Below are 20653 nucleotides of genomic sequence, written 5' to 3'. Positions count from 1 at the left end.
GTCGCCGAGGGGCCGCCGTGTCCTAGTAGACCGGCTTCTCGGGCTCGATCTGGTGGACCCAGCCGATCACGCCGCCGCCGACGTGGACCGCGTCCGCGAAGCCCGCGGACTTGAGCACCGCGAGGACCTCCGCACTGCGGACACCCGTCTTGCAGTGCAGGACGATCCGCTTGTCCTGCGGGAGGTCCTGGAGGGCGGTGCCCATCAGGAACTCGTTCTTCGGGATCAGACGCGCCCCCGGGATCGAGACGATCTCGTACTCGTTCGGCTCGCGGACGTCGATGATGTCGATGTTCTCGCCCTCGTCGATCCACTCCTTGAGCTGCTTGGGAGTGATCGTCGAGCCGAGCGCCGCCTCCTGGGCCTCCTCGGACACGACGCCGCAGAACGCCTCGTAGTCGATGAGCTCGGTGACGGTGGGGTTCTCGCCGCAGACCGCGCAGTTCGGGTCCTTGCGGACCTTCACCTGGCGGTACTGCATCTCCAGGGCGTCGTAGATCATCAGGCGGCCGACCAGCGGGTCGCCCACGCCGGCGAGGACCTTGATGGCCTCGGTGACCTGGATGGAGCCGATGGACGCGCAGAGCACGCCCAGGACGCCGCCCTCGGCGCAGGACGGGACCATGCCCGGCGGCGGGGGCTCCGGGTAGAGGCAGCGGTAGCAGGGGCCGTACTCGGACCAGAAGACCGACGCCTGGCCGTCGAACCGGTAGATCGAGCCCCAGACGTACGGCTTGTTCAGCAGCACGCAGGCGTCGTTCACCAGGTAGCGGGTGGCGAAGTTGTCGGTGCCGTCGACGATCAGGTCGTACTGCCCGAAGATCTCCATCACGTTGTCGGCCTCGAGCCGCTCCTCGTGAAGGATCACGTTGACGTACGGGTTGATGCCGAGCACGCTGTCGCGCGCCGACGCGGCCTTGGAACGGCCGATGTCGGCCTGGCTGTGGATGATCTGGCGCTGGAGGTTCGACTCGTCGACCTCGTCGAACTCCACGATGCCGAGCGTGCCCACGCCGGCGGCGGCCAGGTACATCAGCGCCGGCGAGCCGAGGCCACCGGCGCCGACACACAGCACCTTGGCGTTCTTCAGCCGCTTCTGCCCGTCCATCCCGACGTCCGGGATGATCAGGTGGCGGGAGTACCTGCGGACCTCGTCTACGGTGAGCTCGGCAGCCGGCTCGACCAGGGGTGGCAGCGACACGGGGACTCCGGTTGTCGGTATGTCAGTACGGTTGTTCTCCCCGTAACACTGCCACGCCCCTCCTCATTCCGAGACACCCGGTCCGATCCGCGAGACGATTTCGTCCCAGTAGCCGGGCAGCGAGTGAAATGGCGCGGTTCGTCCCGGCCCACCCGGGCGGTCGGTGAAGAAGATCGTCCCCGCCCCCTGCCAGCGGGCGACCCGCAGGGCCTCCTCCAGGTGGGTGCGCGGGACCCCGTGCACCAGGTGGACGAACTTCGACTCCGCGTAGTCGGCGGTCCACTCCGCCACCTGGGACCAGCGGTAGTCCACCCAGGAGCCGGAGAAGGTCACGAGCTGGTCGGCCGCCTCGGCGTACCCCGGATGGGGAGGGGTGCCGTGGCCGAGGACGAGATGGGCCTCGCCGCCGAGGATCGCCTCCAGGGTCGCCGTGACCCGTCGCGTCCCGGCCAGATCGGCCCGGTCGGCGGGGGCCCGGTCCAGGTAAAAGCCGCCCACCTTGTACCAGTCGAGGAAGCGGTGGGCGTCCGAGACGAGCTCCCCGAAGGGCCGGCGGCCGTGGTCGGCGTCCAGGTGTCCGAGGACCCTGACGCCGGCGTTGCGGAGCTTCCCGGCCGCCTCCAGACAGTGCGGGTCGGGCCGGCAGCCCGGCCCCTCGGCGACGTTGAGCACCGCCCAGTGCACCGGGGTCCCGGGCCTGGTCAGCTCGGCCCACTCGACCGGGGCGAGCAGGGGGTGGGCGTAGCCGGGGACGCCCACGCCGAGCGCCTGGACGGCCCCCGTGGCGGTGGTCGTCGTCAGATGCGACACGCCGCCTCCATCCAGATGTCGGCGAGGGACTCCTCCAGGTTGATCCGGGGCCGCCAGCCCAGCCGGTCGCGGGCGGTGCGGACGTCCGCCTGCTGCCATGGGCCGCAGCCGTCGGGGTACGGGTAGGGCGCGGAGGCCAGCTGGTCGGCGATGGTCCCCTCGGTGCGGGGCGCGCCGATCATCGGGCGCTGCGCCAGGCCGTGCGGGGCGTCCAGCTCGTGCAGGTTGCCGGAGTAACCGGCCACCCGGGCGAGGACGGCGGCGGCGTCGCGGAGCCGGACCGCGCGGCCGGTGCCGATGTTCACGACGCCCTGCGCGGCGGAGAGCGAGGCCGCGTGCACGGCCCTGGCCACGTCCCGCACGTCGACGAAGTCCCGCTGCACGCCGAGGCCGCTGAGCTTGAGCTCGCCGTCGCCGGCCTGCATGGCCCGGCGCATCGCCTCGGCGAGCCGGCCGAGCGGGGAGCCGGCGGGCGTGCCGGGGCCGACGGGCGAGAAGACGCGCAGGACGACCGCGTCGAGCCCGGAGCCGAGGACGAGTTCGGTGGCGGCCAGCTTCGACACCCCGTACGGGCCGCCGGGGCGGGGCACCGCGTCCTCGGCCGTGGAGGAGCCGGGCTGGCTCGGCCCGTACTCCGACGCGCAGCCGACCTGGACGAGGCGGGCGCCGCAGCCGCTGCGGCGCAGGGCCTCGCAGACGGTGGCGACGGCGACCGTGTTGTGCCGGGTGAGGTCCCGGGCGCCGCCGCGGGTGGCGCCCGCGCAGTTGACCACGACCCCCGGGTGGACGGCGTCCAGGAAGCGGGTCAGCGCGCCCGGACTGCCGGAGGCGAGGTCGAAGCGGACGTCGGCGTCGTCGCCGCGGCCGAGGGCGGTGAGGTGGACGGCCGGGTCGGCGAGCAGCCGGTCGGCGACGAAGCGGCCGATGAAGCCGTTGGCTCCGAGCAGTAGCACCCTCATCGTGCGGCCCCTTCGTGCCGACCGGCCGGTGCTGGGGGTTGACGGGTCATGGTCTTCGGTCTCCTTGCGGGGTGATGAGAGAGGTGGTGACGGGGCGCGCCCGCGGCGTCGGCTCCGCGGGAGCGGGCGGTGGTGCGGTGGGAGGCCCGCCGGGGTGTCGGCTCCGGCGGGGCTCCCGGTTTCGCGGGGCTCCTCACGGGGTGGCGTGGGCGGAGGCCCGGGCGAGGGCGCCGGTCGCGTGGGCCAGCAGGCCGAGCGCGGCGGCGCCGCAGACGAGGGTGGGTACGGCCCCGGGGCCCCAGGAGTCGACGAGGGCGCGCACCGGGGCGGCGAGCCCGTCGAAGCCGGGGAGGGGGACCCGGGCGGCGAGGACGCTCGCGAGGGCGAGGGCCTCGGCCGCGCCGGCGGCGGCGAGGGCGGCGGAGGCCGTCTCGGGGTGGCCGTGGACGGTGAGGAGCCGGGCGAGCAGGAGGAGCGCGCCGAGCGCGAGGGCGCCGGGGCTGAAGCCGGTGGCGGCGAGCAGCGCGGCGAGGGCGAGCAGCTGGAGGGCGACGGTGCCGAGGAGGAGCGGTCTGGTGGCCGCGGCGAAGTCGGCGAGGCCGCGGCTCTCGGCGATCCGGAGGCGGGCCCGGCGGGCGAAGAGGTGCGCGCACCAGGCGGCGGGGGCCACGGCGAGGGCGAGCCCGAGGAGCGGGCCGGGGTCGAGGTCCCAGACGCCGTCGGGGCCGCCGCTGAGGACCTGGGCGAGGAGTCCGTCGCCGCCGACGGCGTACGCCAGGAGCCAGAGCGTCCAAAGCCGTGCGGCGGGCACGGTCCCGCCGGCGGGGACCCGGAAGGGTCCTCGTCGGACGGCGAGTACCAGCGCGGCGCCGAGGGCCGGGACCGCGAGGACCGCGAGGGCGGTCCGCAGGGGTCCGTAGGCGAAGGTGAGGGCGATGCCGGCGAGGCCCGCGACGGCGCCGGGGGCGAGGACGGCGAGCGCCCAGGGGGTGCGGTCGGGCTCCGGTCCGGCCGTCGGCGCGGGTGTCCCCTGTCCGCGCGGCACGCGCGCGTACAGCTCCTCCGCCAGCGAGAAGACGTCCCGGTGCCGGAAGCGTGCGGCGGTCCGGTCCGTGAAGCCCTGCGCTTCGAGGCCGGCGGCGATCTCCAGCGGGTCCACGGCCCGCTCGCACAGGTCCCGGTGGCGGTGCATGAGCACCTTGACGGGATCGGCGTGCCCGCGTCGGGGCCGGGGGGCGGCGGACGCTCCGGGCGAGGGGGCGCGTGCGTCGGCGCGTGCGGCGGCCGCCTGCTCCGTCCGCCACGCCGTTCCGCCGACCGGTGCGTCGGGCCGGTCTCCGGGCGGGCCCGCGGGCCGACCGGCACCGGGCTCCGGGCGGGTCGGCGCGGCCGCCTCCGGGATCGGGGCTATCCCGGCCGGGCCGGCGGCGTCCACGGGGTCGGCGGGGTCCGCCGGTCCGGCCGGGTCCCCCGGGACGGCCGCCCCCGTCGGGTCCGGGGAGTCGGGGGCGCGCAGGTCGAGGCCGGTCGCGGCGGCCCTCGGGTCCGGGCCGCCCGACGGGGTGAGGGCGGGCGCGCCGAGGAGGGCTTCGGAGCGGGCGTCCCAGGCTCCGGGGCTCGTCGGGGCGGCGGGGCCGCGCATGGGGGTGCCTCCTTCAGGCATCGGGGCCTCCCGCGCCCGCGGTCAGGGCCGTGTGCGTCCAGCTGCCCGGCACATGGGCCTCGGCGGGGTGGGCGAAGGGCACGCCGTCCCCGGGACGGTGGCGCACCGGCGTGTGGGAGAGGAGTTCGAGGTAGATGCCGCGGAAGGCGGCGAGGTTCTGCTCGACGGTGAAGAGTTCGAGGGCGCGGGCGCGGGCCGCGGCGCCGAGCCGGTAGCGGCGTTCGGGGTCGCGGAGGAGGGCGAGGCAGGCGTCGGCGAGGGCCCGGGGATTGCGCGGGGGGACGACGAGGCCGGTGCCGCCGATGATCTCGACGACGGCTCCGACGTCGGTGGAGACGGTGGCCCGCGCGCAGAACATGGCCTCGACGAGGCTGGCCGGGAAGCCCTCGACGACGCTGGACAGGACGACGACCGCGCCGGAGGCGTAGACGTCCTCCAGGGTGGGGGCCTCGGGGCCGCCGAGCTCCTCGAAGGTGACGGGGTTCTCGCCGACGGCGTGCGCCCCGGTGGCCTCGTCGGGAAAGAGCTGGGCCGCGAGCCCCCTGCAGTGCGTCAGGTACGCGCTTGCGCCCGGTTCGCGGACGGGCACGGCGACGATCCGCAGCCGGGCGTCGGGCTGCCGGGCCCGGATCTCGGCGAAGGCGTGGAGGAGGGCGATCAGGTCCTTGGCGGGTTCGACGCGGCCGACCCAGACGAGGGTGGCGGGGTCGCCGCTCTCCTCGTCCTCGCCGACCTCGGCGAAGCGGTCGGCGGCCATGCCGGGGTGGACGGTGCGGACGCGGTCGCGGTCGGCGCCGCACTTCTCCTGCCAGCGGCGGGCGTGGGCGTTGCCGGGGGTGAGGAGGGCGGCCTGCCGGTAGGTCTCGGCGGCGATCCGTCCGTGGAGGGCGGCGAGGAGGGCCCGCAGGGGGGCGGAGCGGTCGCTGCCTGCGGCCGAGAGGTAGTGGGCGCGGAGCGGGACGCCGTACTCGGTGACGAGGAGGGGGGTCCCGAAGAAGCGTTTGGCCAGCAGGCCGGGGAGGGCGGTGGTGCCTCCGGCGGCGGCGTGGCAGAGGTCGGCCGAGCCGAGCGTGTCCTCGGTGTACCAGTCGAGGGAGAGGGGGCGCAGGGCCCGCTCCAGGTGGTCGGCGAAGGCGAGGTGGTCGGCGAGGCCGGAGGCGGCCGCGCCCCGGCGTGCGCCGGGGGCGCGGCAGGCGGTCTCCAGCGCGCGGACGGCGTCGTCGGAGCGGAGCGCGCCGGGCAGTCCGCCCCGCTCGCGGGCGAGTTCGGCGAGCGCGTAGAGCCCGGCGGCGAAGGAGGCCGCGCCCGCGCCGGCCGCCGGTTCGCCTCCGGGGGCGGCTCCGGTCCCGGCGCCCGTCCCCGGCGCGTCCTCGGCGCAGAGACCGCCGGCGAGGGCGTGGAGGGCGTCGGCGAAGTGCCGCCGCTCGCGCCGGCCGTATGCGCGGCGGCCCGCGCGGCCGGCACCGAAGGCGGCGCGTTCGAGGCGGTGCCTCGGCAGGCCGGCCGCGTCGGGACCGTCGAGGTGGGCGGTGCGCACGACGCGGGCGTTCGGGGGGAGCGGCGGCGGGGTGCCGGGGCGGCCCAGTGCGTAGAGGTCGAACTGGTGCTGCCCGAGCCCGCGTACGAGCCGGTCGCACCAGGGCACGGACTCACCGGCGGCGTACGGGTAGCCACCCTCCGTGAGCAGTCCGATCCGCACGAGCGCACCCCCGATCTCCCTTGACGGCGGCCACCGTTGGTCCGGCGACTCGCAGCGGGAAGAACGTAAGCGGAGAGAGCGGTGGTGCGACGGACGGTTGTCCGTCGCACCACCGGAAGGGGTGAATGCACGTAACTTTCACTCCCCGGTCGCGTTCCGTCGCGGTACACCACGGAACGGTCACACAGGGTCAGGCCGCGGCCACCACCGGCGCCCCCCGCCGACCCCGGCGCTCGGCCGCCAGGACGGGGTCGAGCGAGGGCACGGCGGCGAGCAGCTGCCGGGTGTAGGGGTCCCGGGGAGCGCCGTACACCTCCTCGACCGTGCCCTCCTCGACGAGCCGGCCGGCCCGCATGACGGCGACCCGGTCGCTCACCTGCCGGACGACCGCGAGGTCGTGGGCGATGAAGACCAGTCCCAGGCCGAGTTCGGCCTGGAGCTCGGCGAGCAGTGCGGTGACCTGGGCCTGGGTGGTGACGTCGAGGGCGGAGACGGGTTCGTCGCACACGATCAGGCGGGGCGAGGCGGCGAGCGCGCGGGCGATCCCGACGCGCTGGCGCTGGCCTCCGCTGAACTCGTGCGGATAGGCCGTGTACCGGTCGGGGTCGAGCCCCACCCGGTCGAGCAGCTCGCGCACCCGGCCCCGGATCCGGGTCTCGTCGCGCTCCCCCGCCACGCGCAGCGGGTCGGCGATCGACTCGCCGACGGAGCGGCGCGGGTTGAGGGAGGCGACCGGGTCCTGGAAGACCATCTGGAGCTCGTGGCGCAGCGGGCGCAGCTCCCGCTCGGGCAGGGTGCCGATCTCCCTCCCCCCGTAGCGGAGCCGGCCGCCGGTCGGGTCGAGGAGCCGCACCAGCATCCGGCCGAGGGTGGTCTTCCCGCTGCCTGACTCCCCGACGACGCCGAGGGTCTCGCCGGCGCGGACGGTGAGCGACACCCCGTCGACGGCCGTGACCCGCTTCCCGCCCCGCCCGAACTCCCGCCGCAGCCCCTGTGCTTCGAGGAGGACCTCGCCCGCTTCGGCGGGCGCGCGCACGGGCCCGTCGAGCCGGGGCACGGCGGCGAGCAGGCGTCGGGTGTACGGCTCCGCCGGGGCGCCCAGCAGGCGGGAGACGGGGCCGCGTTCGACCTCGCGTCCGGCCCGCATGACGAGGACGTCGTCGACGCTCTCGGCGGCCACGCCCACGTCGTGGGTGACCAGGAGCAGGGCGGTGCCCGTCTCGCGCCGCAGCTCGTGCAGCAGGTCGAGGATCTGGGCCTGCACGGTGACGTCGAGGGCGGTGGTCGGCTCGTCGGCCACGAGGAGCCGCGGCTCGCAGGCGAGCGCCATCGCGAGGAGGGCGCGCTGGCGCATGCCGCCGCTGAACTCGTGCGGGCGGGAGCGCGAGCGGCGGACCGCGTCGGGGATGCCGACCCGGTCGAGCACCTCCACGGCCCTGGCCCGGGCGGCCTTCCGCGACACGGGGTGGTGGACGCGGTGGACCTCGGCGATCTGGTCGCCGACGGCGTGGTACGGGTCGAGGGCGGAGAGCGGGTCCTGGAAGACCATGGCGGCGATGCCGCCGCGCAGCCGCCGCAGCTCGCCCGGGCCGGCGGTCCCGACGTCGACGCCGCCGACCCGTACGGAGCCGCCGATCCGCGCGCCCGTGCCCCGGTGGAGGCCGAGGAGCGCTCCCGCGACGGTGGACTTGCCGCTGCCGGACTCGCCGACGAGGGCCAGGGCGCGGCCCTCGCCGAGGGTGAAGGAGAGGCCGTCGACGGCCCGCACGCGGGCGCCGTGGCGGTCGAACTCGACGGTGAGGTCGCGGACTTCGACGAGTGGCGCCGGGGTCTGCGGGGCGGGGTCGTGTGCGGTCACGTCAGGACCACCCTTCGGTCGGCGGCGGCGTACAGCAGGTCCGCGACGACGCCCGCGAGGACGACGGCCGTGCCCATCACCATGACCACGCCCACCACCACGGGCAGGTCGATCTGGCGCACTGCGTCGATGAGGGTCTTGCCGAGCCCGGGGATGCCGAAGAGGGACTCGGTGAGGACGGCTCCGCCGAACATGGAGCCGAGGTCGACGGCGCTGACCGCGATGACCGGCGGGACGGCGCCGCGCAGTGCGTGGCGGGCGACGACCGACCGCTCCCCCACCCCGTAGGCGCGGAAGGTGCGGATGTGGTCCTCGGCGAGCGTCTCCAGGGTGGAACTCCTGGTCAGCCGGGCGTACTTGGCGGACTCGAAGAAGCCGAGGGCGAGCCAGGGCAGCAGCATGTTCCAGGCCCACTGCTCGGGGTCGTCGCCGAGCGGCACGTAGCTCGGGAAGGGCAGCCAGCGGAGGTAGGCGCAGACGGCCATGAGGAGGAGCAGGCCGAGGATGAAGACGGGGGTGCCGGTGCCGGCCAGGGTGAGGACGGTGAGGATCCGCTCGGTGGGTCCGCCGCGCCGGAGCGCCGCGAGCAGTCCGGTGCCGACGCCGACGATCAGCCAGATCACCATCGCGCCGAGGGCGAGCGAGGCGGTGGCGGGGAGCCGCTCCAGGAGGAGCCGGGTGACCTGCTGGTCGGTCTGGTAGGAGAGGCCGAGGCAGGGCGCGTCGCAGTGGGTGAGCGCGGTGCCGGTGGAGTAGTCACGGCCGACGAAGACGCCCTGGAGGAAGTGCAGGTACTGGGCGACCACGCTCTGGTCGAGACCGAGCCGGACGCGGACCTGGGCGATCTGCTGCGGGTTGCAGCGCTCCCCGCAGGCGAGCCGCGCCGGGTCGCCGGGGGCCAGGTGGAGGAGGCCGTAGACGAGGACCGAGAGCGCCAGGAGGACGAGCACGGCACCCGCGAGCCGCTTGAGTACGTAGCGGGTCATCGGGAGGTCTCCTTACGGGTGCCCACGCCGAGCCGGCTCGCCTCGCGCGGGTCGAGGGCCGTGCGGACCGCGTCGCCGAGGACGGTGAAGGCGAGGACGGTGACGAAGAGGAGCCCGGCGGGCAGCAGGACGTAGGCGGGGTCGGCCCGGAACCAGGTCTGCGCGGTCGACAGCATCTGCCCCCAGGAGGGGGTGGGCGGGGTGACGCCCACGCCGAGGAAGGAGAGCGACGCCTCGACGACGATGTTGGTGGGGAGGAGGATCGCCGCGTAGGTGATGACGGGGGCGGCGAGCGACGGCAGCAGTTCGCGGCGGGCGGTCCGCCACCGTCCGGAGCCCGCGAGGCGCGAGGCCGCGACGAAGTCGAGGCTGCGCAGGGTGAGGGTCTGGGCGCGGACGATGCGGGAGGTGCCGGCCCAGCCGAGGAGGCCGATGATCAGGACGAGGAGCAGCGGGCGGGGGAAGTCGCGCGGGACGACGGCGGTCAGCGCGATGGCGAGGACCAGCATCGGCAGGGCGACGAGGACGTCGGTGATCCGGCCGAGGAGGCCGTCGACCCAGCGGCTGCCCAGGCCGGCGGCGAGGCCGACGAGGACGCCGATGACGATCTGGACGGCGGTGGCGCCGACGGCCACGAGCAGCGAGATCCGGGCGCCGTGGAGGAGGCGGACGAACAGGTCGCGTCCGGTGCCGGGTTCGACGCCGAGCCAGTGGTCGGCGCTCGCCCCGCCGAAGGAGCCGTACGGGACGCCGCCGCGGGCCGAGTCCACGAGGTCGTCGTGGTACGTGTTCGGGTCCTGGCCCTCCAGCGCGGCGAACAGCGGGGCGGCGACGGCGAGGAGGACGAGCAGCAGGAGGACGGCGGCGGAGACGAGGGCGGCGGGCCGGGTGCGCAGCCGCCGCCACACCTGCCGGGCGGCGCCCGTGGCGGGGATGCCCGCCACGGGCGCCGTCGTGTCGGTCACGGCGGTCACTTGACCGCGACCTGCGAGATGTCGAGGACGCCGGTCCAGTCGCTGATGACGACGTTCTTGACGTCCTTGCCGACGAGCCGCTTGTAGACCGGGTGGAAGAGCGGCACGTCGAGGGCCTGCTCGCCGATCCTCTTGTCGAGGGCGCCCCAGCGGCCGGCGGCGGCCTTGAGGTCCGTCAGTTTGTTGATCTCGTCGATCTCGCGGTTGACCGAGGGGTCGTTCAGCTGGGCGTGGTTGTAGTTGGAGCCGTCGGCGACGATCTGGCGTCCGTCGAAGATCGGCGCGAGGAACGGGCCGCCGGCGGGCCAGTCGGCGCCCCAGCGGGAGAGGAAGAAGCCCGGGGCGTCCTTGACGCTCCAGCGCTTCTCGTTGAAGGAGTTGGGCTCCTGGCCGTCGAGCTTGACGGTGATGCCGGCCTTGCCGAGGGCCTCCTGGACGGCGGTGGCGATCTCGGGGCTGGTGGCGCGGTTCTGGGCGGTGGAGTGCAGCAGGGTGACGGTGAGCCCGTTCGGGTGGCCGGCTTCCTTGAGCAGCTCCCTGGCCTTCGCGGGGTCACCGGTCTTCCCGGCCGGGAAGTGGTCGTAGGGCGTGAAGCCGAAGGACTTCTGCTCAGGCAGGAAGGTGGTCGCGGGCTCGGCGAGCGCGGAGCCGCCGGCGGCGTTGACGACGCTGGTGCGGTTGACGGCGTAGGAGATCGCCTGACGGACCTTCGGGTTGTCGAAGGGCTTCACCTTGGGGTTGAAGGCGAGGTAGTTGGTGAAGCCGAAGTGGCCGGTGCCGACGCGGGCGGCGAGCGCCTCGTCGGAGCCGATCTGGGCGAGTTCGGCGGGACCGAGGTTGGTGTCGGTGGTGATGGCGGCGGAGTCGGCGCCGGAGGAGGTGGCGAGGCGCTGGTTGATGACGGCCTCGTCGAGTCCGGACCTGACGTCGATCCGGTCCGGGTACGCCTTGCGCTCCTCGTCCGTCTTCGGGTCCCAGTGCTCGTTGCGCTCCAGGACGAGGCGCTCGCCGTCGTTCTCGTTCGCCACGACCTTGTAGGGGCCGGAGGAGACGGGGTGCTGCTCGTAGGCGGCGCCCTTGTCCTTGGCCTTCGGGACGGGGGTGAACTGCGTCTGGGTGGCGACGAAGGGGAACTCGCCCTCGGGCTTGCGCAGCTTGAAGACGATGGTCCGGGGGTCGGGGGTGACGATGGACGCGAGGCCGTTCCGGTCCTTGTAGGGCCCCTGGTACGTGTCGCCGCCGACCAGCCAGTCCCGCAGGTAGGGGGCGCCGCCGGAGAGTTCGGCGGCGAAGGAGCGCTCGATGCCGTACTTGACGTCGGCGCTGGTGATGGCCGTGCCGTCCTCGAACTTCAGGCCCTCCTTCAGCGTGTACGTCCACTCCGTGGCGTCCTTGTTGGGGCGGCCGATGTCGGTGGCGAGGTCGGGGACGACCTGGGTGCCGGCGGCGCCCGCCTCGCGGTTGCGGGTGGTGAGGGTACGGAAGACGAGGGACGGGACGTTGCCGCCGCCGGAGGTGTAGAGACGGGCGGGGTCGAAGTCGGTCTGCGCCTCGCTGTTGAGGACGGTGAGCGTGCCGCCCTTCTGCGGGGCGCTCCCCGCCTTGCCGGAGGTGCCGCTCCCGGCGCCGGCGTCCTCGGGTCCCGCGCAGGCGGCGGCGCCCGAGGCCAGGACGAGACTGACGGCGGCCGCTGCCACGCGGCGGGAAATGACGGACGGTTGACGCATTGGAGAAGACCTCTCGGAGAACTACCGGCGGGAAAAGGGGAATTCCGCGCAGGCAGCGGCGAGTGGGGTCGTCCGGGAATGGTGCCGGGAACGGGAAAAGGCCGCGCCTGCGGGAGGGAGGACCCGGGCGCGGGGCAGCGTCGGCGAAAAGCGGAAAGGAAAGGGCCGACGGGCGCTCGGGCAGGCGTCAGCTACAGAGAATGTCGGACACGGTGTGTGCGGTCACGCCGATGAGCGCCAGCTCGAAGGCGGCGCGATCGGAGACGACGTGACGGGGCGACATGCCGAGAAATATGAACGAACGCGCGAGCGATGTCAACGCGATTCCCGGCCGGGATGAGACGCGGGTCTCGACATGTGATCACGCCGGCGACGGACGGAACGTCAACTTCCGGGGTGCACCCAAGGGTTGGGGCGACAGGCGATCCCGTCGATGTTCAGCGACTTCGTCTGCTGCTGCATCACGGGCGCGAGCGCACCGGCCGTGCGGCAGCTCACATGACCGTGCCCGAGGCGATGACCGACCTCGTGATTGATGAGCATCTGACGATAGGCGTACATCGCCTTCGGTCCGAAGGTCTCCGAACCCTGGGCCCAGCGGAAAGCGTTGATCATCACGCGTTCGGTCGACGCGGAGTCGCAGGACACGTTGTCGACCGTCGTGTCGAGACCGGACTTCCTGCACCACGTTCCGGTGGTGCCGGGACTGGCGAGCGTGATGACGAACTCGGGTTCCCCACTGGAAATCCGCTCGAACTTCATCTCGCCGTCACCGGCCCAGCTGCGCCGGTCGTTCAGCGTCTTCTGCACGGCGGTGGCGAACAGCCTCGGATCGAGGCCGATCCCCTTCTCCACGTCGATCCGGTAGCGGACGAGGCGCCCCTTGCCGGGCGCCCTGTCGAATCCCGGCACGGCCTCGAAGGCCCCGGAGCCCTTCAGCTTCGGGTCGATCGGGAACTGGTGGGTCATCAGCTGCTCGTACGTCGGCGCGGGGGTGACGACGGGCTTCGGCGCCGTCGGCGTGATCCGGTCGTCGGAGCGCGACGCGGAGGAGTCGTCCACCGCACGGTCGGCGGGACCCTCGGCGGCGTGGGTGACGGGCGGCTCCTTGCCGCTGTCGGCGACCTGGCCGGCGACCACGACGGCGAGGACGGTGGCGACGGCGGCAGCGGCGACACCGGTGAGGGTGCGCCCCGGGCCGCCCTTGCGCGCGGCCTCCTCCGCCCCGTCCGGGGTCTCGCGGCGCGGCGCGGGGATGAGCGTCCCCTGCTCCGCGTCCTGCCGGGAGGCGGACTCCTCCGGCGCCGCCGCCCGGTGGGAGCCGCGGCGGCCCTCGTACGCCCCGGGACGGGCCGCCGAGCCCTCGTCGTGCTGCGGATGGCCGCCCCGCACGGGGGTGCGGTAGGCGGGGATGCCGTGTGCGGGAGTGCCGGGCGTGCCGTGCGCGGGGGCGTCGAAGGCCGGGGGCGCCGCGGGGGCGCCGGCATACGTGCCGCGCCCGTACGTCGGGACGCCGTGGGCGGGGGTGCCGTGGGCGGGGGTGCCGTACGCCGGGGTGCCGTGCGCAGGGGTGCCGTACGCGGGGAACCCGTGCGCCGGGGTCCCGGCGGGGTCCTCGCCGGCGCCGGGGGCCCGGCGGCGGCGCCCGGTGCCGGGGGCCTGGGCCGGCGGCTGCGCCTGCCCCGCCGACGGGTACTGCCCGGTGGCGGCGGCCGGAGGCGCGGCCGGCGCGGTGGGCGCGGAGCCCTTGCGACTGTGTCGTCCCACGGCCCCGGATCAGCTCCCGCCGTGGTCGGCGATCAGTTCCCGGGCGGCCTGGGCGACCGTCTCGGGGTACTCCATCATCGCCACGTGCCCCGCGTCGGGGAGCGTCAGCAGGCGCGAGCCGCGGAAGGCGGCGGCCGCCTTCCGGGCCATCCGGTACGAGACGAGCCGGTCGCGCCCGCCGTAGACGAGGAGGGTCGGGGCGAGGACCCGTTCGGCCTGGCGCCACAGCCCGTGCTGCCCGCCGAGCGTGTAGGCGTCGACGATGCCGCGCGAGGAGCGGGCCATGGCGTCCCAGAAGTAGGGGAGCTCCAGACGCCGCTCCATCTCCTCCACCGCGTGCAGGAGGCCCTCGTCGGTGACCCGCGCGGGATCTCCGTAACAGAGGGAGAGGACACCGCGGACGCGCTGCTCGGGCGTCCAGTCCCGGGAGAGCCTCGCGAAGAGCGCGGCGACGCCCGGCACGGCCAGCATCACGGTGGGCCAGGCGGTGCGCTGGGCGCGCAGCTCCGGCAGGGCCGGGGAGACCAGGGTCAGGGTGCGGACCAGGTCGGGCCGGGCGGCGGCCACCCGGGTGGCGACGGCGCCGCCGAGCGAGTTGCCGAAGAGGTGGACGGGGCCGCGCCCGCCGGCGTCCAGGAGCCGGATGACCGCGCGGGCGTGTCCGGTGACCGTGTAGTTGCCGTCGTCGGGCGGCGGGGAGTCGCCGAAACCGGGCAGGTCGACCGCCTCGCCGTCGAGCACGTCCGCCAGCAGGGGCATCAGCGCCGACCAGTTCTGCGAGGAGCCGCCGAGGCCGTGCACGTACAGCGCGGGCGCCAGGCCGGGCCGGTCGCCGGGCCGCGCGCGCACGGTGAGGGTGAGGCCGGGGAGTTCGACGGAGCGGAGCTCCTCGCCGTCGGCGACCCGTACGGCGCGGGTCCGCGACGCGGGTGGTGCGGCGGATGCGGTCCGTTTTTCCGGCAGCTCGGTCGAGGACATGGCCGCAATATTACGAGACGATCACGCGGCTCCGCGTGTGGGTGCCGTCACAAGTGCGTGTGCGGCGGGGCGCGGGTGCTCCTACGCTCGAAGAGAGGGCCATCGGAGAGGACCGCGACCCGCATGCCGGAGGGAACCCGCATGACTGTCGATCCGTCCGAGCCGGACACATTCACGGAGGAAGAGGTCGTCTTGCTGGAGCAGGAAATCCCGGAGGCCGACGCCGCTGAGCAGCACACGGAACTGCAGCAACGCGAGGACGAAGCCGTCCCCCATATCGAGCAGGAGTCGGCGAACGAGGCTGACGCGTCCGAACAGGCGCGCGTGGTCGCCCTGGACGAAGACGACTACCGCTGATTTGTTCGGTTTAATCTTGAATCGACTGTCGACCGGAACGTCCGGTCCGTGAAATTCTGCGTTCGCACCGCGCACAGCCGGGTTACCCAAAAGTACGATGGCGGCGCGGCGCGACAGCGCGCATGGATCGATTCTTGGGAGGCCGCGTGAGCGCCATCGAGCAGACAGAGGCAGCACGCCCTCGGGGCACGCGCCTGCCGCGACGTGCCCGACGGAACCAGCTGCTCGGCGCGGCCCAAGAGGTCTTCGTCGCCCAGGGGTACCACTCCGCCGCGATGGACGACATCGCCGAGCGGGCCGGCGTCAGCAAGCCGGTGCTCTACCAGCACTTCCCCGGGAAGCTGGAGCTGTACCTGGCCCTGCTCGACCAGCACTGCGAGGCCCTCCTCCTGTCGGTGCGCACCGCGCTGGCCTCCACCACCGACAACAAGCTCCGGGTCGCGGCGACGATGGACGCGTACTTCGCGTACGTCGAGGACGAGGGGGGCGCCTTCCGTCTCGTGTTCGAGTCCGACCTGACCAACGAGCCCGCCGTGCGCGAGCGCGTGGACCGGGTGAGCCTGCAGTGCGCCGAGGCGATCTCGGACGTCATCGCCGAGGACACCGGTCTGTCCAAGGACGAGTCGATGCTCCTCGCCGTGGGTCTGGGCGGCGTCTCGCAGGTCGTGGCCCGTTACTGGCTGTCCAGCGAGTCCCCGATCCCCCGTGACAAGGCGGTCGCGCTCCTCACCTCCCTCGCCTGGCGCGGCATCGCCGGCTTCCCGCTGCACCCGGTGGACGGCCTGCTCGGCGCCGAGGGCCACTGAGCATTCCCGGGGGCTGTTCGCTCCTGGCGTGCAGCGGCTGCACCGTGCGCGTCCCCTCACCGGGCTAATGTGTGCAGCGTACGGCGCACTCAATCGCGCAACGCTGACCGTTCGGAGGGACATAGCCGTGGAGGTCAAGATCGGCGTGCAGCACGCACCCCGGGAGATCGTTCTGGAGAGCGGGCAGTCCGCCGAGGAGGTCGAGCGCGCGGTGGCCGACGCGCTGGCCGGCAAGGCGCAGCTGCTCAGCCTGTCGGACGAGAAGGGTCGCAAGATCCTCGTTCCGGCCGAGAAGATCGCGTACGTGGAGCTCGGCGAGCCCGCCGTCCGCCGCGTGGGTTTCGGCGCGCTCTGAGCCCGCGGAACACGAAGGAAGGCCCGGTGGACCGTCTCGGTCCACCGGGCCTTTCGTATGTCCGTATGGCCACGTCAGGGCGTACGGAAGGATTGCGTTCCGCCCCTCAGGGGTAGGAGGTCCCCGACCGCACCACCCGCCCCGCAGCACACCGCGAGGTGATCCGCAGTGTTCCTGGAAGCCCTCGGTTCCGCCCTGCTCGGTTTCGCCCTGGCATGGGTCGCCGTGCAGCGGCTCGCCGGCCGCCTCCCCGTCCGGGGCAGAGTCCTCGCCACCGGCACGCTCGGCGGGGTGTTCGGGGCCCTCGTCACCCACGGGGCCCTGGGACCGGGCCACTTCGCCGCCACGCTGATCGGCGCCGTGGCCGTGGCGGCGGTGCTGCTCTCGCTGCTCATCCGCCCGTCGAGGCGTCGGCTGCGCCGATCAGCGGCGGCGTGAACAGCGCCGCCCGGCCCTCCCGTTCCTGATCCGCCGCGCTACGCGGCGAGGCCCAGCGCGGCCATCCGCTTGGTGTGCGCCTCGGTGATCCGGGAGAACATCCGGCCCACCTCCGCGAGGTCGAAGCCGTCCGCCACGCCGCCGACGAGCATCGTCGACAGCGCGTCGCGCTCGGCGACCACGCGCTGCGCCTGCGAGAGCGCCTCGCCCATCAGGCGGCGCGCCCAGAGCGCGAGGCGCCCGCCGACGCGCGGGTCGGCGTCGATGGCGGCGCGCACCTTCTCCACGGCGAAGTTGCCGTGGCCGGTGTCGTCCAGCACGGAGAGGACCAGCGCGCGCGTGTCGGAGTCGAGGCGGGCCGCGACCTCCCGGTAGAAGTCGCTCGCGATGGAGTCGCCGACGTACGCCTTGACCAGGCCCTCCAGCCAGTCCGACGGAGCGGTCAGGCGGTGGAAGTCGTCCAGCGCCCGGGCGAAGGGCTCCATGGCGGCGGTCGGCTCGGCGTCGACGGCCGCGAGGCGGTCGCGCAGCTGCTCGAAGTGGTGGAACTCGGCCGAGGCCATCTTCGCCAGCTCCGCCTTGTCCGCGAGGGTGGGCGCCAGCTTGGCGTCCTCGGCGAGCCGCTCGAAGGCCGCCAGCTCTCCGTAGGCGAGGGCGCCGAGGAGGTCGATCACGGCGGCGCGGTACTGCGGCTCGGCGGAAGCGGTGGCCCAGTCCTCGGCGGCGATCCCGGTGGGCGTGGCGTTGTCAGGCGTCTCCATGGAGCGCACAATAGCCCGCCCGCGGACCCCGGTAAGGCCCTGGTCAGTCAGTGTGACCGTGCCCTCATCACGTTTTCTCCCAACACACATGCGCGATTCCGGGGTACAGTGATAAAGCGCCTGCCGAGTATGCGGACATGCTTTCGCACGTTCGGACGTAACCGGTAGGCCGACTCATGAATGAGGATGCCCGGTCGGTGGCCCGATCGGCTCCGGCCCGACAGCCCTTCCGGCGGACCCGCGGAAGGGTCACCCTCAGCGGTACGACGCTCGAGCGACGGCAGTGGTCCCGTGCCACCCGGCAGCGATCTCAACGATCCGGCCGGAAGGATCCCGGCACGGTACGACCCCCTTCGTTCGCCTCGCGCCGCGTCTCACAGAAGAGGCAGCACCCTGACTACGACTTTCCGAGAGCTCGGAATCCTCCCCGAGACGGCCGAGGCCCTGGAGGCCGTCGGCATCGTCACCCCCTTCCCCATCCAGGAGATGACCCTCCCGGTCGCCCTCACCGGCACCGACGTCATCGGCCAGGCCAAGACCGGCACGGGCAAGACCCTCGGTTTCGGTCTGCCCATCCTGGAGCGCGTCACCGTCCCGACGGACGTCGAGGCCGGCCGCGCCCGCCCCGAGCAGCTGACCGACGCCCCGCAGGCGCTCGTCGTCGTGCCGACCCGCGAGCTGTGCCAGCAGGTCACCAACGACCTCCTGACCGCCGGCAAGGTCCGCAACGTGCGCGTGCTCGCCATCTACGGCGGCCGGGCCTACGAGCCCCAGGTCGAGGCGCTGAAGAAGGGCGTCGACGTCGTCGTCGGCACCCCCGGCCGCCTGCTCGACCTGGCCGGCCAGCGCAAGCTCGACCTGTCCAAGGTGAAGGTCCTCGTCCTCGACGAGGCCGACGAGATGCTCGACCTGGGCTTCCTGCCCGACGTCGAGAAGATCATGAACATGCTTCCGGCGAAGCGCCAGACGATGCTGTTCTCGGCCACCATGCCGGGCGCGGTCATCGGTCTCGCGCGCCGCTACATGTCGCAGCCGACGCACATCCGCGCCACCTCGCCCGACGGCGAGGGCGTGACCGTCGCCAACATCAAGCAGCACGTCTACCGCGCGCACTCGATGGACAAGCCCGAGATGGTCTCCCGCATCCTGCAGGCCAACGGCCGCGGGCTCGCGATGATCTTCTGCCGCACCAAGCGCACGGCCGCCGACATCGCCGAGCAGCTGGAGCGGCGCGGCTTCGCCTCCGGCGCCGTCCACGGCGACCTCGGCCAGGGCGCCCGCGAGCAGGCGCTGCGCGCCTTCCGCAACGGCAAGGTCGACGTCCTCGTCTGCACCGACGTCGCCGCGCGCGGCATCGACGTCGAGGGCGTCACCCACGTCATCAACTACCAGTCGCCGGAGGACGAGAAGACGTTCCTCCACCGCGTGGGCCGCACCGGCCGCGCCGGTGCCAAGGGCACCGCGGTGACGCTGGTCGACTGGGACGACATCCCGCGCTGGCAGCTCATCAACAAGGCGCTCGGCCTGGACTTCCACGACCCGGTGGAGACGTACTCCAGCTCTCCGCACCTGTTCGAGGAGCTCGACATCCCGGCCGGCACCAAGGGCATCCTGCCCCGCGCCGAGCGGACCCGCGCGGGTCTGGGCGCGGAGGAGCTGGAGGACCTGGGCGAGCCCGGCGGACGCCGTGCGCGCGGCCCGAAGGCCGACCGCCAGGAGCAGACCGAGGAGCGCCCGGCGCGCACCCGCGCCCCGCGTCAGCGCCGCCGCACCCGCGGCGGCGAGCTCGGCGACGCCCCGGCGTCGGCGGCCCCGGCCGTCGAGACGTCGGCTCCGGCCGCCGCAGCGGCGGACGAGGACCGGACCGAGTCCGGCCCGCGCACCCCGCGCCGTCGCCGTCGCACCCGTGTCGGCGCCCCCGGCGCCGCGGTGGCGCAGGCTCCCGTCGCCCGGGCCGCCGTCGCCCAGGAGGCACCCGTGGCCGAGCCGGCTCCGGCCGCCGTGGCCGCCCCGGTGAGGGAAGCCGCTCAGGCCCCGGCCGCCGCGGCTCCGGCGGAGGAGCCGAAGGCTCCCCGCCGCCGTGCGCGCGCCCCCCGCCAGGAGGCCGTGACGGCCGCTCCCGCCGCCCAGGCCCCGGTGGCCCAGGAGGCGGCTCCGGCCCCGCGCCGCCGTCGTCCGCGGGTGATCCGGCCGGCCGAGGACACCGGTTCGTTCCAGACCGTCGAGACCGCCGCGGCCGCCCTGCGCGCCGCAGCGGCAGCTCCGGCCGTCGCAGCGGCCCCGGTCGTCGCCGAGGCCCCGGTGGCGGAGGAGCCGAAGGCGGCTCCGCGCCGCCGTGCCGTCCGCAAGGCCACCGGTGCCCCGGTGACCGAGCAGGTCGTCGTCCCGCAGGCCGCGGCCCCGGTCGTCGAGACCCCGGTCGCCGAGGCCCCCGAGGTCACGGCCGAGGTGCCCGCGCCGCGCCGCCGCCGTGCGGTCCGCAAGGCCACCGGCACCGCGGTGACCGAGGCCCCCGCGGCCGAGGCCCCGGTCGTCGCGCCCGTCGTCGAGACGGTGGCCGCGCCGGTCGTGGAGGAGGCTCCCAAGGCCCCCGCCCGCGGCCGTCGCACCGCCCGCCGCCCCGCCGGCTCCCCGGCCACCGCCGAGGCACCCGCCACGGTGGTCGTCGAGACGGTCGCCGCGCCCGTCGTGGAGGAGGCCCCCAAGGCCCCCGCCCGCGGCCGTCGCACCGCCCGCCGCCCCGCCGGCTCCCCGGCCACCACCGAGGCACCCGCCACGGTGGTCGTCGAGACGGTCGCCGCGCCCGTCGTGGAGACGGTCGCCGAGACGGTCGTGGAGGAGGCTCCCAAGGCCGCCCCGCGTCGTCGTACGACCAAGAAGGCCGCGGCCGCCGAGCCCGTGACCGAGGCGGTCGTCGAGCCGGTGGCCGAGGAGGCCCCGAAGGCTCCGCGCCGCCGCACCACGAAGAAGGCCGCGGCCGCCGAGGCCGTGGCCGAGGCGCCGGTGGCCGAGGAGGCCCCCAAGGCTCCGCGTCGCCGCACCACGAAGAAGGCGGTCGTGGCGGAGGCGCCCGACGCTTCCGAGCCGAAGACGCCGACGCGTCGCCGGACGACGAAGAAGGCCGCGGCCGCCGAGGCCGTGGCCGAGGCGCCGGTGGCCGAGGAGGCCCCCAAGGCTCCGCGCCGCCGCACCACGAAGAAGGCGGCCGCCCCGACCGAGGGCTGATGCCCGTCCCGTGACAGCCGTGCGGCCCGGTCCCTCCCCAGGGCCCACTCGCGGGCCGCCGCCGTGCGGCTCCTCGACCGGACGCCGGT

The 20653-nt window shown here is 74.4% G+C and carries 18 protein-coding genes; 5 read left to right on the top strand and 13 right to left on the bottom strand.

The window, feature by feature from the left end; translation table 11 throughout:
• Positions 1-22: 22 nt before the first annotated feature.
• From moeZ to AB0424_RS20310, 12 genes are all read right to left on the bottom strand, one after another.
• A complete protein-coding gene (moeZ, locus tag AB0424_RS20365) occupies positions 23-1201 on the bottom strand; it encodes an adenylyltransferase/sulfurtransferase MoeZ (protein WP_366307331.1) in 1179 nt (392 codons plus the stop codon).
• Between the two features lie 63 nt (positions 1202-1264).
• Entirely contained in the window at positions 1265-2011 is a 747-nt protein-coding gene (locus tag AB0424_RS20360; RefSeq protein ID WP_366307329.1) for a spherulation-specific family 4 protein, read from the bottom strand.
• On the bottom strand, positions 1999-2970 hold the full coding sequence (locus tag AB0424_RS20355; protein WP_366307327.1) for an NAD-dependent epimerase/dehydratase family protein: 972 nt from the start codon (positions 2968-2970) through the stop codon (positions 1999-2001). The genes AB0424_RS20360 and AB0424_RS20355 overlap by 13 nt, the downstream gene beginning before the upstream one ends.
• 193 nt (positions 2971-3163) lie before the next feature.
• A complete protein-coding gene (locus tag AB0424_RS20350; RefSeq protein WP_366307325.1) occupies positions 3164-4612 on the bottom strand; it encodes a hypothetical protein in 1449 nt (482 codons plus the stop codon).
• Positions 4613-4625: 13 nt separating this feature from the next.
• Positions 4626-6332, bottom strand: coding sequence for a glycosyltransferase (locus AB0424_RS20345; RefSeq protein ID WP_366307323.1), 1707 nt, complete (start codon positions 6330-6332; stop codon positions 4626-4628).
• Positions 6333-6522: 190 nt separating this feature from the next.
• Entirely contained in the window at positions 6523-8190 is a 1668-nt protein-coding gene (locus AB0424_RS20340; protein ID WP_366307321.1) for an ABC transporter ATP-binding protein, read from the bottom strand.
• Complete coding sequence (locus tag AB0424_RS20335; RefSeq protein ID WP_366307319.1) at positions 8187-9176, bottom strand: ABC transporter permease; 990 nt, start codon at positions 9174-9176, stop codon at positions 8187-8189. The genes AB0424_RS20340 and AB0424_RS20335 overlap by 4 nt, the downstream gene beginning before the upstream one ends.
• Positions 9173-10150, bottom strand: coding sequence for an ABC transporter permease (locus AB0424_RS20330; RefSeq protein ID WP_366307314.1), 978 nt, complete (start codon positions 10148-10150; stop codon positions 9173-9175). Before AB0424_RS20330 ends, AB0424_RS20335 begins: the two co-directional genes overlap by 4 nt.
• Entirely contained in the window at positions 10147-11877 is a 1731-nt protein-coding gene (locus AB0424_RS20325) for an ABC transporter substrate-binding protein (protein WP_366307312.1), read from the bottom strand. Before AB0424_RS20325 ends, AB0424_RS20330 begins: the two co-directional genes overlap by 4 nt.
• 187 nt (positions 11878-12064) lie before the next feature.
• Positions 12065-12160, bottom strand: coding sequence for an Ms4533A family Cys-rich leader peptide (locus AB0424_RS20320; protein WP_366307310.1), 96 nt, complete (start codon positions 12158-12160; stop codon positions 12065-12067).
• Positions 12161-12261: 101 nt separating this feature from the next.
• A complete protein-coding gene (locus tag AB0424_RS20315) occupies positions 12262-13644 on the bottom strand; it encodes a DUF3152 domain-containing protein (protein ID WP_366307308.1) in 1383 nt (460 codons plus the stop codon).
• 9 nt (positions 13645-13653) lie between these two features.
• The gene (locus AB0424_RS20310) at positions 13654-14622 is read right to left on the bottom strand and encodes an alpha/beta hydrolase (protein ID WP_366307306.1); all 969 of its coding nucleotides are present in this window, start codon (positions 14620-14622) and stop codon (positions 13654-13656) included.
• 141 nt (positions 14623-14763) lie between these two features.
• On the opposite strand from AB0424_RS20310, the gene AB0424_RS20305 reads away from it, so the two are divergent.
• The 4 genes from AB0424_RS20305 to AB0424_RS20290 all read left to right on the top strand — a co-directional run bounded on the left by AB0424_RS20305 (position 14764) and on the right by AB0424_RS20290 (position 16578).
• A complete protein-coding gene (locus AB0424_RS20305) occupies positions 14764-14979 on the top strand; it encodes a hypothetical protein (RefSeq protein ID WP_366307304.1) in 216 nt (71 codons plus the stop codon).
• Between the two features lie 146 nt (positions 14980-15125).
• The gene (locus tag AB0424_RS20300; RefSeq protein WP_366307302.1) at positions 15126-15785 is read left to right on the top strand and encodes a TetR/AcrR family transcriptional regulator; all 660 of its coding nucleotides are present in this window, start codon (positions 15126-15128) and stop codon (positions 15783-15785) included.
• Positions 15786-15912: 127 nt separating this feature from the next.
• On the top strand, positions 15913-16140 hold the full coding sequence (locus tag AB0424_RS20295; RefSeq protein WP_187284102.1) for a DUF3107 domain-containing protein: 228 nt from the start codon (positions 15913-15915) through the stop codon (positions 16138-16140).
• Positions 16141-16308: 168 nt separating this feature from the next.
• Positions 16309-16578, top strand: coding sequence for a hypothetical protein (locus AB0424_RS20290; protein WP_366307300.1), 270 nt, complete (start codon positions 16309-16311; stop codon positions 16576-16578).
• Positions 16579-16616: 38 nt separating this feature from the next.
• Here the strand turns inward: AB0424_RS20290 and AB0424_RS20285 are convergent, their stop codons facing one another.
• A complete protein-coding gene (locus AB0424_RS20285; RefSeq protein WP_366307298.1) occupies positions 16617-17339 on the bottom strand; it encodes a ferritin-like fold-containing protein in 723 nt (240 codons plus the stop codon).
• A 486-nt stretch (positions 17340-17825) separates the two neighbouring features.
• Here AB0424_RS20285 and AB0424_RS20280 point away from each other — a divergent pair, with 486 nt between their 5' ends.
• Complete coding sequence (locus AB0424_RS20280; RefSeq protein WP_366307296.1) at positions 17826-20564, top strand: DEAD/DEAH box helicase; 2739 nt, start codon at positions 17826-17828, stop codon at positions 20562-20564.
• The last annotated feature ends 89 nt before the right edge of the window (positions 20565-20653 follow it).

The organism is Streptomyces sp. NPDC051180, from assembly GCF_040689545.1.
In the GTDB taxonomy this organism is placed as follows: Bacteria; Actinomycetota; Actinomycetes; order Streptomycetales; family Streptomycetaceae; genus Streptomyces.
This window is presented reverse-complemented; position numbering and strand designations above follow the sequence as displayed.

Excerpts from the sequence above, each read along its gene's own strand:
- AB0424_RS20355 (WP_366307327.1), bottom strand. The coding sequence starts at position 2,970 with ATGAGGGTGCTACTGCTCGGAGCCAACGGCTTCATCGGCCGCTTCGTC.
- AB0424_RS20350 (WP_366307325.1), bottom strand. The coding sequence starts at position 4,612 with ATGCGCGGCCCCGCCGCCCCGACGAGCCCCGGAGCCTGGGACGCCCGC.
- AB0424_RS20335 (WP_366307319.1), bottom strand. The coding sequence starts at position 9,176 with ATGACCCGCTACGTACTCAAGCGGCTCGCGGGTGCCGTGCTCGTCCTC.
- AB0424_RS20325 (WP_366307312.1), bottom strand. The coding sequence starts at position 11,877 with ATGCGTCAACCGTCCGTCATTTCCCGCCGCGTGGCAGCGGCCGCCGTC.
- AB0424_RS20320 (WP_366307310.1), bottom strand. The coding sequence starts at position 12,160 with ATGTCGCCCCGTCACGTCGTCTCCGATCGCGCCGCCTTCGAGCTGGCG.
- AB0424_RS20310 (WP_366307306.1), bottom strand. The coding sequence starts at position 14,622 with ATGTCCTCGACCGAGCTGCCGGAAAAACGGACCGCATCCGCCGCACCA.
- AB0424_RS20305 (WP_366307304.1), top strand. The coding sequence starts at position 14,764 with ATGACTGTCGATCCGTCCGAGCCGGACACATTCACGGAGGAAGAGGTC.
- AB0424_RS20285 (WP_366307298.1), bottom strand. The coding sequence starts at position 17,339 with ATGGAGACGCCTGACAACGCCACGCCCACCGGGATCGCCGCCGAGGAC.
- AB0424_RS20280 (WP_366307296.1), top strand. The coding sequence starts at position 17,826 with ATGACCCTCCCGGTCGCCCTCACCGGCACCGACGTCATCGGCCAGGCC.